General features: G+C 60.6%; 14 protein-coding genes. 12 read left to right on the forward strand and 2 right to left on the reverse strand.

The genetic code is table 11. The annotated features are described in order from the left end of the window. Nucleotides 1-149: 149 nt before the first annotated feature. From acpP to ptsG, 8 genes are all read left to right on the forward strand, one after another. Nucleotides 150-386 (forward strand): acyl carrier protein, encoded by a 237-nt coding sequence (gene acpP, locus B2J69_RS18080; protein WP_025901771.1) that lies wholly within the window; start codon nucleotides 150-152, stop codon nucleotides 384-386. 85 nt (nucleotides 387-471) lie between these two features. Beyond that, a complete protein-coding gene (gene fabF, locus B2J69_RS18085; RefSeq protein WP_081141023.1) occupies nucleotides 472-1,713 on the forward strand; it encodes a beta-ketoacyl-ACP synthase II in 1,242 nt (413 codons plus the stop codon). A gap of 120 nt (nucleotides 1,714-1,833) precedes the next feature. Then, nucleotides 1,834-2,646, forward strand: coding sequence for an aminodeoxychorismate lyase (pabC, locus tag B2J69_RS18090; protein ID WP_081141024.1), 813 nt, complete (start codon nucleotides 1,834-1,836; stop codon nucleotides 2,644-2,646). Next, entirely contained in the window at nucleotides 2,643-3,662 is a 1,020-nt protein-coding gene (gene mltG, locus B2J69_RS18095) for an endolytic transglycosylase MltG (protein WP_081141025.1), read from the forward strand. The genes pabC and mltG overlap by 4 nt, the downstream gene beginning before the upstream one ends. Then, nucleotides 3,652-4,284 carry a dTMP kinase gene (gene tmk, locus B2J69_RS18100; RefSeq protein WP_081141026.1) on the forward strand — a complete coding sequence of 211 codons (633 nt, stop codon included), beginning with the start codon at nucleotides 3,652-3,654 and terminating at the stop codon, nucleotides 4,282-4,284. Before mltG ends, tmk begins: the two co-directional genes overlap by 11 nt. After that, a complete protein-coding gene (gene holB / locus B2J69_RS18105) occupies nucleotides 4,281-5,270 on the forward strand; it encodes a DNA polymerase III subunit delta' (protein ID WP_081141027.1) in 990 nt (329 codons plus the stop codon). The genes tmk and holB overlap by 4 nt, the downstream gene beginning before the upstream one ends. A 19-nt stretch (nucleotides 5,271-5,289) precedes the next feature. Next, nucleotides 5,290-6,081: a metal-dependent hydrolase gene (locus tag B2J69_RS18110; protein ID WP_081141028.1), complete on the forward strand. Its 792-nt coding sequence runs from the start codon at nucleotides 5,290-5,292 to the stop codon at nucleotides 6,079-6,081. Nucleotides 6,082-6,366: 285 nt separating this feature from the next. Beyond that, nucleotides 6,367-7,800: a PTS glucose transporter subunit IIBC gene (gene ptsG / locus B2J69_RS18115; RefSeq protein WP_081141029.1), complete on the forward strand. Its 1,434-nt coding sequence runs from the start codon at nucleotides 6,367-6,369 to the stop codon at nucleotides 7,798-7,800. 58 nt (nucleotides 7,801-7,858) lie between these two features. Here ptsG and bglB read toward each other — a convergent pair whose 3' ends face one another. Next, entirely contained in the window at nucleotides 7,859-8,998 is a 1,140-nt protein-coding gene (gene bglB, locus B2J69_RS18120) for a beta-galactosidase BglB (RefSeq protein WP_081141030.1), read from the reverse strand. A gap of 9 nt (nucleotides 8,999-9,007) precedes the next feature. Next, nucleotides 9,008-10,600, reverse strand: coding sequence for an MFS transporter (locus B2J69_RS18125; RefSeq protein WP_081141031.1), 1,593 nt, complete (start codon nucleotides 10,598-10,600; stop codon nucleotides 9,008-9,010). A 353-nt stretch (nucleotides 10,601-10,953) separates the two neighbouring features. On the opposite strand from B2J69_RS18125, the gene hinT reads away from it, so the two are divergent. Genes hinT through thiK form a run of 4 tightly spaced genes read left to right on the forward strand, consistent with a single transcriptional unit; the run spans nucleotide 10,954 to nucleotide 13,099 of the window. Next, nucleotides 10,954-11,304 (forward strand): purine nucleoside phosphoramidase, encoded by a 351-nt coding sequence (hinT, locus tag B2J69_RS18130; protein ID WP_081141032.1) that lies wholly within the window; start codon nucleotides 10,954-10,956, stop codon nucleotides 11,302-11,304. Nucleotides 11,305-11,327: 23 nt separating this feature from the next. Continuing rightward, the gene (locus B2J69_RS18135) at nucleotides 11,328-11,696 is read left to right on the forward strand and encodes a YcfL family protein (RefSeq protein ID WP_081141033.1); all 369 of its coding nucleotides are present in this window, start codon (nucleotides 11,328-11,330) and stop codon (nucleotides 11,694-11,696) included. 10 nt (nucleotides 11,697-11,706) lie between these two features. Continuing rightward, the gene (gene lpoB / locus B2J69_RS18140) at nucleotides 11,707-12,312 is read left to right on the forward strand and encodes a penicillin-binding protein activator LpoB (RefSeq protein ID WP_081141034.1); all 606 of its coding nucleotides are present in this window, start codon (nucleotides 11,707-11,709) and stop codon (nucleotides 12,310-12,312) included. Nucleotides 12,313-12,334: 22 nt separating this feature from the next. Beyond that, the gene (gene thiK / locus B2J69_RS18145; protein WP_236722751.1) at nucleotides 12,335-13,099 is read left to right on the forward strand and encodes a thiamine kinase; all 765 of its coding nucleotides are present in this window, start codon (nucleotides 12,335-12,337) and stop codon (nucleotides 13,097-13,099) included. Nucleotides 13,100-13,111: the final 12 nt, after the last annotated feature.

The following is a 13,111-nucleotide window of genomic DNA, read 5'->3' on the forward strand; positions in this document are numbered from 1 at the left end:
CACGAAATCATTTGCATTATTTGCGGTAAAAACCGCAAAATAGCGTAAAATCGTGGTTCGACCAGCCGGGATTTTGTTGCATCTTTTTCAACATTTTATACACTACGAAAACCATCGCGAAAGCGAGTTTTGATAGGAAATTAAATAGTATGAGCGATATCGAACAACGCGTTAAGAAAATCATTGCTGAGCAGCTGGGTGTGAAAGAGGACGAAGTAACTAACTCTGCATCTTTCGTTGAAGACCTGGGTGCTGATTCTCTTGACACCGTTGAGCTGGTAATGGCTCTGGAAGAAGAGTTTGATACTGAAATTCCAGACGAAGAAGCTGAGAAAATCACTACCGTTCAGGCAGCGATCGACTACATCAATAGCCACCAAGGCTAATGAATACCTTCAGGCGGTCGCTCGACCGCCTGAGTTTTATGCTTGTCCCACAGAGTTTTTATTTCCCCCTCCCTGGAGGACGAACGTGTCTAAGCGTCGTGTAGTTGTGACCGGTCTTGGCATGTTGTCTCCTGTCGGCAAAACCGTAGAGTCTACCTGGAGTGCTCTCCTTGCCGGTCAGAGCGGCATTAACCTGATCGACCATTTTGATACGAGTGCCTATGCAACCCGTTTTGCAGGCATCGTAAGAGATTTTAATTGTGATGAAATCATCTCGCGCAAAGATCAGCGCAAGATGGATGACTTCATCCAATACGGCATTGTTGCCGGCGTGCAGGCCATGCAGGATTCGGGTCTGGTCGTGACCGATGAGAACGCAGCCCGCGTTGGCGCGGCAATCGGTTCTGGCATCGGCGGACTGGGTCTGATCGAAGAGAACCATACCTCGCTGGTCAACGGCGGTCCGCGCAAAATCAGTCCGTTCTTTGTGCCGTCGACCATCGTCAACATGATCGCCGGCCATCTGACGATTATGTACGGCATGAAAGGCCCCAGCATCTCTATCGCGACGGCCTGTACCTCAGGCGTGCACAACATCGGCCATGCGGCGCGTATCATCGCCTATAACGATGCTGACGTGATGCTGGCGGGCGGTGCGGAAAAAGCCAGTACGCCGCTGGGCGTTGGCGGCTTCGGCGCGGCGCGCGCGCTCTCTACGCGCAACGACAACCCGCAGGCGGCAAGCCGTCCGTGGGATAAAGATCGCGACGGTTTCGTGCTGGGCGACGGCGCAGGCATTATCGTGCTGGAAGAGTACGAGCACGCTAAAAAGCGCGGCGCGAAAATCTATGCGGAAATCGTCGGCTTCGGTATGAGCAGCGACGCTTACCACATGACTTCGCCGCCGGAAAACGGCGCAGGCGCGGCCCAGGCGATGGAAAATGCGCTGCGTGACGCGCAGCTGTCGCCTGAGCAGATCGGCTACGTCAACGCGCACGGCACCTCTACGCCGGCGGGTGACAAAGCGGAAGCGCAGGCGGTGAAATCGATCTTCGGCGCCGCGGCGAAAACCGTGATGGTCAGCTCGACCAAGTCGATGACCGGCCACCTGCTGGGCGCGGCGGGCGCGGTAGAGTCGATTTACTCGATTCTGGCGCTGCGCGACCAGGCTGTTCCGCCGACCATCAACCTGGATAATCCAGATGAAGGCTGCGACCTCGACTTCGTGCCCCATACGGCGCGCCAGGTCAGCGGTCTGGAGTACACGCTGTGTAACTCTTTCGGCTTCGGCGGCACCAACGGCTCGCTGATTTTCCGTAAGGTCTGACGCTTCACGTTCTGCCAAAAGGCTCGCACATGCGGGCCTTTTTTCTATTCAGAAAAACCCTGAAACGGATTATCACCACGCAACGCGCTACCATACCCCTTTTCCCTGCGAGAGAGAGCCATGTGGATAAACGGAACGGAGCAGCCCACGCTGCTGGCCAGCGACCGCGCCACCCAGTTCGGCGACGGCTGCTTTACCACGGCGGCCATTCGTCATGGCGCGGTGCAGCTGCTGGAGGCGCATCTGCGCCGGCTGCGCGAGGGCTGCGCGCGGCTGATGATGCCGCCGGTTGACTGGGCGCGGCTGGAGAGCGAAATGCGCGCCGCCGCGCAGCCGCACGCGCAGGGCGTGTTGAAAGTGATTATCAGCGCCGGAGCCGGCGGGCGGGGCTACAGCCGCCGCGGCGTCAGCGCCGCCACGCGCATCGTCTCGGTCTCGCCCTGGCCAGTCCACTATCAGCCGCTGCGCGCCCAGGGCGTCAGGCTGCAAACCAGCCCGGTGCGGCTGGCGCAAAATCCGCTGCTGGCGGGCATTAAACATCTTAATCGGCTGGAGCAGGTGCTGATCCGCGCGCATCTCGACCAGAGCGACGCCGACGAGGCGCTGGTGCTTGACACTGTAGGCGCCGTGGTGGAATGCTGTGCGGCCAATTTATTCTGGCGGCAGGGCGAAAACGTCTTTACGCCCGACCTGAGCCAGGCAGGCGTCGACGGCGTTATGCGGCGCCACCTGATGGCGCAAATGGCCGCCGCTGGGCAGATTTGCCACGTTGTCCGCGCGGAGGCGGCGCAGCTGCTGGCGGCCGACGAAATCGTGATTTGCAACGCCCTCATGCCGCTCCTGCCGGTGCGGCAGCTGGACGACAGGCTGTTCAGCGCGCGCGCGCTCTATCACCGGTTACAGGACAGTTGTTATTTAATGGAAGCAAAATGAGTCGAACTAAAAAAATTCTCGCCGCCGTCATTGTGTTGCTGGCTGTGACGGCCGCCTTCAGCTACTGGCAGATCCAGCGTTTCGCCGCGACGCCGTTAACCATCGATCGCGAAACGATCTACACCCTGCCGGCAGGCACCGGCAGGGTGGCGCTGGAGGCGCAGCTGGAGAGCCAGCATCTGATCCCGCCGAGCATCTGGTTCGGCCCGCTGCTGAAGCTGGAGCCGGAACTGGCCCGGTTTAAAGCGGGCACCTATCGGCTGGAAAAAGGCATGACGGTGCGCGCGCTGCTGGCGCTGCTCGCCAGCGGTAAAGAGGCGCAGTTTCCGCTGCGGCTGGTCGAAGGGCAGCGGCTCAAGGACTGGCTCGGCGAGCTGCGCGCCGCGCCCTACATCAAACACCAGCTGAAAGATGACCAGTTCGCCACCCTGGCGAAGGCGCTGAACATCGATCCGCTGGCGCTGGAGGGCAGCTTCTACCCGGACACGTATCTCTACACCGCCAACACCAGCGATATCGCGCTGCTGCAGCGCGCGCACGCCCGCATGACGACGCTGGTGGATGAGATCTGGAAAACGCGCATGGCGGATTTGCCCTATAAAAATCCGCAGGAGATGGTGACCATGGCGTCGGTGATTGAAAAAGAGACGGCGGTCAGCACCGAGCGCGCCCGCGTCGCCTCGGTGTTTATCAACCGCCTGCGCACCGGCATGAAGCTGCAAACCGATCCCACGGTGATCTACGGCATGGGCGATAAATACAGCGGCACCCTGACGCGTAAAGACCTCGAGACGCCGACCGATTACAATACCTATACCATTAGCGGTCTGCCGCCTGGCCCGATCGCCGTGCCGAGTAAAGCGTCGCTGGAAGCGGCGGCCCATCCGGAAAAAACGGACTATCTCTATTTCGTCGCGGACGGCAAGGGCGGTCATACCTTTACCACCAATCTCGCCAGCCATAATCAGGCGGTACAGGCCTACCGGAAAACGCTGAAGGAAAAAGATGAAAAGTAACTTTATCGTCATTGAAGGCCTGGAAGGCGCCGGGAAAACCACGGCGCGCGAGGCCATTGTCGCCACGCTGCGCGAGCGCGGCGTGCAGGATATCGTCTTCACGCGCGAACCGGGCGGCACGCCGCTGGCGGAGCAGCTGCGCGTGCTGGTGAAGCAGGGCATTGAGGGAGAGCAGGTCACCGACAAAGCGGAGCTGCTGATGCTCTACGCCGCGCGCGTCCAGCTGGTCGACACGGTGATCAAACCTGCGCTGGCGCGCGGCGCCTGGGTGATCGGCGATCGCCACGATCTCTCTTCGCAGGCCTATCAGGGCGGCGGTCGTGGGCTGGATAGCACGCTGATGCGCACCCTGCGCGACGCGGTGCTCGGCGACTTCCGCCCCGATCTGACGCTCTATCTCGACGTGACGCCGGAAATCGGCCTGCAGCGCGCCCGCGCCCGCGGCGAACTGGATCGTATTGAGCAGGAGTCGCTGCGCTTTTTCGAACGCACCCGCGCGCGCTATCTGGCGCTGGCGGCCGACGACGAACGCATTCTTACCGTGGATGCCACTCAGCCGCTCGTCAGCGTGACGCAGGCGATTAAAACCACCCTGACGCGCTGGCTGGAACAGCAGGCATGAACTGGTATCCGTGGCTGAATCAGCCCTACCGACACATCATCAGCCAGCATCAGGCGGGACGGGCGCATCACGCCCTGCTGATCCAGGCGATTGACGGCATGGGCGACGACGCGCTGGTCTGGGGCGTCAGCCGCTGGCTGATGTGCCAGCAGCGGGACGGGCTGAAAAGCTGCGGCCTCTGCCACGGCTGTCAGCTGATGCAGGCGCAGACGCATCCCGACTGGTATCGCCTCGAGGCGGAAAAGGGCAAAAGCACGCTGGGCATCGACGCGGTGCGCCAGGTGACGGAGAAGCTCTATCACTTTGCCCAGCAGGGCGGGGCGAAAGTGGTCTGGCTGCCCGACGCCGCGCAGCTGAGCGAATCGGCGGCGAACGCGCTGTTGAAAACCCTGGAGGAGCCGCCGGCCAACAGCTGGTTCTTCCTCAGCAGCCGCGAGCCTTCGCGCCTGTTAGCCACGCTGCGCAGCCGCTGTATGGCGCTCTCGCTGACGCTGCCGGACGAGGCGCAGAGCCTGCAGTGGCTGAGCCGTCAGATGTCGCAGGACGAGGCGGCGCTGCAGGCCGCGCTGCGCCTGAGCGCCGGCGCGCCCGCCGCCGCGCTGCAGCTGCTGGAGCCGGCGCGCTGGCAGGCGCGTCAGACCCTCTGCAACGCGCTGCCCGACGCGCTGCGTCAGGATATCCTGCAGCTGCTGCCGGCGCTGAACAGCGAAGATGTTGCCGCGCGCATCAGCTGGCTGCTGGCGCTGCTGGTGGACGCGTTAAAATGGCAGCAGGGCGCCACCCGCTGGCTGAGCAATCCCGATCGGCAGGATGTGGTGGCGCTGCTCGCCGACACCTTTTCCTCTCGCGCGCTGGATGAAAGCGCGCGCGAGTGGATGCAGTGTCGGGAGCAGCTGATCCACGTTGCCGCTGTTAACCGCGAACTTCTGTTAACCGACCGACTTCTGAACTGGGCCGACAAACGCAAGCCCGGCGTTGTCGCTTAACGTCAAAACGAGAGTAACTATGTTTATTGTGGATTCCCACTGCCATCTTGATGGCCTGGATTATGAAAAGAGCCATCGCGATCTCGACGACGTGATCGCCAAAGCCGCCGCGCGCGACGTGAAATTTATGCTGGCGATCGCCACCACGCTGCCCGGCTTTCATACGCTGAAAGCGCTGGTGGGCGAGCGCGACAATATTGCGCTCTCGGTCGGCGTGCATCCGCTGAATCAGGAAGCGCCCTATGACGTGGAGGAGTTCCGTCGCCTGGCGGCGGATCCGCGCGTCGTGGCGCTGGGCGAAACCGGCCTCGACTACTACTACCAGCAGGAAACCAAAGCGCAGCAGCAGGCGTCATTCCGCGAGCATATCCGCACCGGCATCGCGCTTAACAAGCCGATCATCGTGCATACCCGCGACGCGCGCGACGATACGCTGGCGATTTTGCGCGAAGAGCAGGTAGAGCGCTGCGGCGGCGTGCTGCACTGCTTTACCGAGGATCAGGCCACGGCGGCGAAGCTGCTCGACATGGGCTTCTATATCTCTTTTTCCGGCATCGTTACCTTCCGCAATGCCGAGCAGCTGCGTGACGCGGCGCGCTATGTGCCGCTGGATCGCATGCTGGTGGAGACCGACTCGCCCTATCTGGCGCCGGTGCCCTACCGCGGCAAAGAGAACCAGCCCGCCTACACGCGCGACGTGGCGGATTATCTCGCCGTGCTGAAGGGCGTTGATATCGCCACGCTGGCTGCCGCCACTACGCAAAACTTCTCGACGCTCTTTCAGGTGCCGATGAGCCGCCTTGGCGGCTAAGCGTTTATTTCAAAGTCTGTAATAATTCAGTATTCGCCAACAATAGCCCTGTTTTTCACAGCAGGGCTGTTGTTTTATGGTGCAAACTGACCGCGAGTCACTCAGAATCTTCTGCTATCAACCGTGATGAATTCTGGAAACGTGATAGTCATCAAAGTAAGTCCGCAGGATTTATTTTACCCTTCGTAATAATTAAAAGGCGGTCACCGTCAATTGGGTTGCGGATCCTCCCCCACGACCCCGCGCACTGCGCAAAATCGCACTCATACTCAGGAGCTTCAGGCTATGTTCAAGAACGCATTTGCGAACCTGCAAAAGGTCGGTAAATCGCTCATGCTGCCGGTATCGGTTCTGCCGATCGCCGGCATTTTATTAGGTGTCGGTTCGGCTAACTTTAGCTGGCTGCCGGCCGTGGTTTCCCATGTGATGGCGGAAGCGGGCGGCTCGGTGTTTGCTAATATGCCGCTGATCTTCGCTATTGGCGTAGCGCTCGGCTTTACCAACAACGACGGCGTCTCCGCGCTGGCGTCGGTGGTGGCCTACGGCATCATGGTGAAAACCATGGCGGTGGTCGCGCCGCTGGTGCTGCATCTGTCGGCGGAAGAGATTGCTGCGCATCATCTGGCGGACACAGGGGTGCTGGGCGGCATTATCGCCGGTGCGATAGCGGCCTATATGTTCAACCGCTTCTACCGCATCAAGCTGCCTGAGTATCTGGGCTTCTTCGCCGGTAAGCGCTTTGTGCCGATTATTTCCGGCCTGGCGGCGATCGTGCTGGGCGTGCTGCTCTCCTTTATCTGGCCGCCGATTGGTTCAGCGATTCAGGAGTTTTCGCAGTGGGCCGCGTATCAGAACCCGGTGGTCGCCTTCGGTATTTACGGCGTCGTTGAGCGCGCGCTGGTGCCGTTTGGCCTGCACCATATCTGGAACGTGCCGTTCCAGATGCAGATCGGCGAGTTCACCAACGCGGCGGGTCAGGTTTTCCACGGCGATATTCCGCGCTATATGGCGGGCGATCCGACTGCGGGCAAACTCTCTGGCGGCTTCCTGTTCAAGATGTACGGCCTGCCGGCGGCAGCGATCGCTATCTGGCATTCGGCGAAGCCTGAAAACCGCGCCAAAGTGGGTGGCATCATGATCTCCGCTGCGCTGACCGCGTTCCTGACCGGCATCACCGAGCCGATCGAGTTCTCGTTTATGTTCGTTGCGCCGATCCTCTACGTTATCCACGCCATTCTGGCTGGCCTGGCGTTCCCGATCTGCATCCTGCTCGGCATGCGTGACGGCACCAGCTTCTCGCACGGCCTGATCGACTTTATCGTGCTGAGCGGCAACAGCAGCAAAATCTGGCTGTTCCCGGTTGTCGGCATCATCTACGGTCTGGTGTACTACACCATTTTCCGTCTGCTGATCGTCAAGCTGAACCTGAAAACCCCTGGCCGCGAAGAGACGACCACCGAGTCCACTTCTGCGACCGGCAGCGAGATGGCGGGCAAACTGGTTGCGGCCTTCGGCGGCAAAGAGAACATCACCAACCTGGACGCCTGTATCACCCGTCTGCGCGTGAGCGTGGCGGATGTGGGCAAGGTTAACCAGAATGAGCTGAAGAGCCTCGGCGCGCGTGGCGTCGTGGTGGCCGGTTCTGGGGTTCAGGCGATTTTCGGCACCAAGTCCGATAACCTGAAAACCGATATGGACGACTATATTCGCAGCATGTAATGCGTAGGTAAGAAAAAAGCCCCACATATGCGGGGCTTTTTTTATCTGTGTTTTGCTATCAGAGGTAAACGCGCAAATACTCCGTCAGGCACAGCAGCGCCATCGCCTGACCATAGGGCATCGAGGTAAGCGGCACGTTGCGGTAGTAGTCGAGGTCGCTGCCCATCGCCGTGCCGAACGACACCTGTTTCAGCTCGCCATCTTCGTCGATATTGGCCAGCACGCCGCGCAGCGCAGCGATGCCGGTCGGCAGATAGTCGGCGCTAAGATAGCGTTTACGCACCGCCTTAATAATGCCGTAGGCGAAGCCCGCCGTGGCCGACGCCTCCAGATAGCTCTCAGGATCGTCGAGCAGCGTATGCCACAAACCACTCGGATGCTGGCATTCGCGCAGCGCTTTAACCTGGCTCTCCAGCACCTGCTGCAGGAAACGGCGCGTCGCATGCTGCTCCGGCCAGTTCATCATCTCAAGGAAGTCAGGGATCACGATGGTGAGCCAGCTGTTGCCGCGCGCCCAGCGCGCGTTGGCAAAATTATGGCGTCCGTCGAAGGTCCAGCCGTGGAACCATAACCCGGTCTGGCGATCCATCAGATACTGAGTGTGCAGCAGGAACTGATAGCTCGCCTCCTCAATAAACTCCGGGCGGTCAAGCAGCTGGCCGATTTTCGCCAGCGCCATCACGCTCATCATCAGCGTATCGTCCCAGAGCTGCTGATGGTTCTCGTTGTTATAGACGATATGCTGCAGGCCGCCTTGCTCGGTGCGCGGCATCTCGTACATGACCCATTCCGCCCAGCGCTCCAGCACCGGGCGCCAGGCGGCGTTGCCGGTCTCCTCGTAGCGGTAGGCCAGCGTCAGGAAGGGCGCGACGGTATTGACGTTTTTGGTCGGCATGCCTTCCGCCAGCCGCGCGGCGAACCAGTCGTCGATAATGCTCAGCGTTTGCCGATCGCCCGTCTGCTGGTAGTAGTGCAGCATGCCGTAAAGGCCAATGCCGTGCGTCCACTCCCAGCCTGCCCAGCCTTTAGTGTCAATCACGCGTCCGTCGTCAAGACGCAGCAGAAATTCTCCCGTTTCGTCGGTGATATTCACCAGGTTTTGCGTCAGCTTGTGAATCAGTTGCAACAGCTCCTGGCGCGGCAGCAGAAATTCTGGTTGGCACAAAAGAGCACTCTGTTTCACAGGAAATACAGTCATGGTTCATTCCTATCGTTTCAAGGTCGTAGTAAGGGGAGACGCGATCGGACGCGCAGACTTCAGCGGCGGCGCGGCCGGTTTATGACGGTTAAGGAAGCCGATATTGTTGTTGCCCCAGAGATTCTCATAAGGCATGCCGGCGAGAGTTTCGACGATCTCGCGCGCTTCCGGCGCAATGCGCTCTGGCAGGACGCGGTCGGCTTCGCGCATTTTCAGCGTTTCCTCGCGCAGCACGGTGTGGGTCTGCAGATTCAGCTTAAAGCGCAGCGATACGATAAATCCGCAGGCCAGCACGCACAGCGTGCCGAGGCTGAGAATGCCCAGAATGGTGTGGCCAACGCCCGGCGCCTGTGTCGCCTGGCCGGAGACAAAGCCGGAGAGCTGCAGCACGACGCCGACCAGCATCACCGCGCCTGCCTGAGAGGCTTTGCGCGTCAGGGTCATAATGCCGGCGAAAATGCCTTCGCGGCGCTGGCCGGTGATCACCTCGTCCACGTCGGCGATATAGGTGTAGGTATTCCACGGCACATAGTTAATGCCGCCGCGGCCCAGACCGGCCAGCGCGGAGATCAGCAGCAGCAGAGAGAAGTTATCGTTCATGCCCGCATACCAGAGCCCGGCGTAGGAGAGCGCGGCGATGCCGAACAGCACCACCACCAGACGATAGGCCGGCGCGGGTCCCATGCGGATACAGAGCGGGATCATGCCCATCACGGCGATAAACTGCAGCACCGCCATGGTGCCCATCAGGTTAGAAGCGATCTGCGCGCTCTGCATCAGCACAAACACCACGTACCAGGTAAACACCGCGTTAAACACGTCCTGCGCGATATACCCGCCCAGGTACATGCCAAGATGCTGACGGAAAATACGAATGCGCAGCGTAGAGGCAAGCTCGACGTAGAGACGCTTCAGATTCTGCATCAGCGTCAGCTGCTGTTTCTCCTCTTCGGCGCGGCGCGACTCTTCGGAGAAGTCGGCAGGATCGCGTTCCCAGGTGAAGATCCAGACCAGAGTCAATACCAGCGCGCAGATCACCGAGAACACCAGGCTGGCGTAGAAGAAGGAGAGCGGGTTGTCTTTGCCCAGCGCGCCGATCAGAATGCCCGGCAGGAAGGCGGCGAGAATCGCCGACAGCTGCGCCAGCGCGATACGCGCGCCGGAAAAGCGGGTTTTCTGTTTGAAATCGTCGGTCATCTCCGGCACCAGCGTCTCGTAAGGCACCAGGATCATGGTGTAGACCACGTCAAACAGCAGGTAGGTGGCGAGATACCACCAGAATCCCATATCGCTCAGCCACATCAGGCTGTAGCTAAAGACGCAGGGAATGCCGAGCAGGATAAAGAACTTGCGGCGGCCGAAGCGTTTTCCCAGCCAGGTGGAGCCGAAATTATCGGTCAGAAAGCCCATCAGCGGGCTAACCACGGCGTCGAGCACGCGCGCGGCGGCGAAAATAAAGGTTGCCTGAATCGGACTGAGTCCGCAGAAGGTGGTGTAGAAGTAAAGTAGCCAGGCGGCGGTCAGCGCCGTGGTGCCTGCGCCGAGAAAATCCCCGGAACCATAAGCCAGATAGTGGCCAAAACCAATTTTACGTGAGCGCATACGGATGCTCCTTTTATTGCCATTGTCATACATCCCTTGTTATCCGGACGACATACTCGGAATAGATAGAAAGTAGAGCCGCAGGCCAGGGTAAACCTTCGCATTTTCGACAGAGTCCAGGTGTGTCTGGCAAAAATGCAAAGAAAAGGGCGGCGCATTTCTAATTTATAAAACAGCGTTTCATTTTACAGTAAGGCAAAGCGCTAATTTGCGAAGCGGCGCACAGGGAAAAGAACGCGCAAAAATGGCGCAAAGGCAGGCAGTTAATCAGGGAAAAGTGGCCCTGAGCTTGAAAGAAATCAAATTCCTCACGCATACTGATCGACTGTCAATCAGGCTTAAGGAATTGCACCATGGCTGAAGAAACCATTTTCAGTAAAATCATCCGTCGCGAAATCCCCGCCGACGTGGTGTATCAGGACGAGCTGGTCACTGCGTTTCGCGACATCTCTCCCAAAGCGCCGACCCATATTTTGATTGTCCCCAACGTGTTGATTCCTACCGCTAACGACGCCTTGCCGGCTCACGAGCAGGCGCTGGGCCGTCTCTTCACCGTGGCGGCGAAAATCGCGCGCGCCGAGGGCATTGACGAAGACGGCTACCGCCTGATCGTCAACTGCAATCGCCACGGCGGTCAGGAGGTGTATCACATTCATATGCATTTGCTCGGCGGCCGTCCGCTGGGCCCGATGCTGGCCGACTGATTTTTTCCACACGGAAGCGAGCTATGCGTCAATGGCTGATGTGCCTGCCGCTCCTGCTGACACTGGCAGGCTGCAGCAGTAATAAACCGCAGATCGATACGTCGCAGTCGCTGGTAATGGAGTCGTCTGTGCTCTCTGCCGGCATCATTACCGACGAGCCGGTGGTCGATGAAGAGGATGGGCAGCAGCGCGCGCGCAGCGTGCTCTATAATCAGCGCGAAACGCCGGTGGTCATCCACTATCGTTACTACTGGTATGACGACAAAGGCCTGGAAATTACGCCGCGCGAACCGGCGCAAAGGGTCACCGTTCCGGCGCACGGCAGCATTGTCGCCGCTTCCCAAATGGGCAACCTGACGGCCAGCAAGGTTCGTCTCTATCTTTATCTCTGAGGATTGCTACGTGATTCGCCGACTCCCTCGTTCCGGAGCGCTGCTGATGGCGCTCATTCTTTCCGGCTGCGTGATTAAACAGCAGCAGCCTGCGCCCGTTGAACCGACGCAGCCCACCGAACCGACCCAGCCGCAGCCCGTGCCGCAGCCGCAGCCGGTTCCCGAGCCGACGCAGCCGGTGCCGCAGCCGCCGAAGCTCAAAACCATCAACTGGGACGCCAGCGTACAGCCGCTGGTGGCGCAGATGCTGCGCTCCTCCAATGGCGCCGCGCCGGGCAGCGTGCTGATGGTAGATCGCATCAAAAACAGCACTAACGGCGCGCTGCAGAGCGAAAAAGCCACCGATGCGATTCAAAACGCGCTGGCCAACAACGGCAAGTTCCAGCTGGTGACCAACGATCAGCTGGCGCAGGCCAAGCAGACGCTGGGACTCTCGCCGGACGACAGCCTCAACTCGCGCAGTAAGGCGATCGGCCTGGCCCGCACGCTGAACGCGCAGTACGTGCTCTACAGCACCGCGCAGGGCGATGTGAAAACCCCGACGCTGCAGATGCAGCTGATGCTGGTGCAGACCGGCGAGATTATCTGGTCCGGCAAGGGTGTCGCCCAGAATTGATCGCTGGCTGCGGGATAACCCCCTGTTGGACGGCGCAGGAAACCTGACGCCGCTGCAGGGGCTAAGCGGCCAGAGCAGCAAGCTGGTGAACGAGCAGGGCACCTTCGTCCTGCGTCCTGCGCCCTGCTCGCCGATCCCCTTTGTCGATCGCCAGCGCGAAGCCCGCCTGCTGCGCAAACTGCATCCCAGCGGTCTGACCTCGCGTCCGGTCATCGCCGAGGCGCGGCGGCTGGTGCTGCCGTGGCAAGAGGGCGAAGCCCTGTCGCCACACGGTTTCCAGCAGCGCCGCGAGGAGGTGATCGCGCTGCTGCTGCGCCTGCATCAGCAGCCGCTGACCGGCTACCGGCTGCGTCTGCTGCCGCTGCTGCAGCGCTACTGGCAGCTCTGTGAGGAGCGCAACCTGCGCTGGCAGCGCGCGCTGCGGCAGCTTGCGCGCAGGGGCGAACCGCGGCCGCTGCGCCTGGCGCCGCTGCATATGGACGTGCACGCCGGCAATCTGATTGCCGATGCGCACGGCCTGCACCTGATCGACTGGGAGTACGCCGCGGACGGCGACGTGGCGCTGGAGCTGGCGGCGCTGTGCGCCGCCGATCCTGAACACGCGGCGCGCTGGCTTGACGCCTATGCGCAGGCGGCTCGCCTGTCGCCTGTGGCGCTGGCGCGTCAGGCGGCGCGCTGGCAGCCCTGGCTGCGGCTGTTGATGGCCAGCTGGTATCAGCTGCGCGCCGAGCAAGGCGACGACCCACAGCTGCGTCAGCTGGCGCGGCTGAGCTGGCAACATTTTTAATTCGCGCGGCGA

The sequence above is a fragment of the Pantoea latae genome, from assembly GCF_002077695.1.
Lineage (GTDB): Bacteria > Pseudomonadota > Gammaproteobacteria > Enterobacterales > Enterobacteriaceae > Pantoea > Pantoea latae.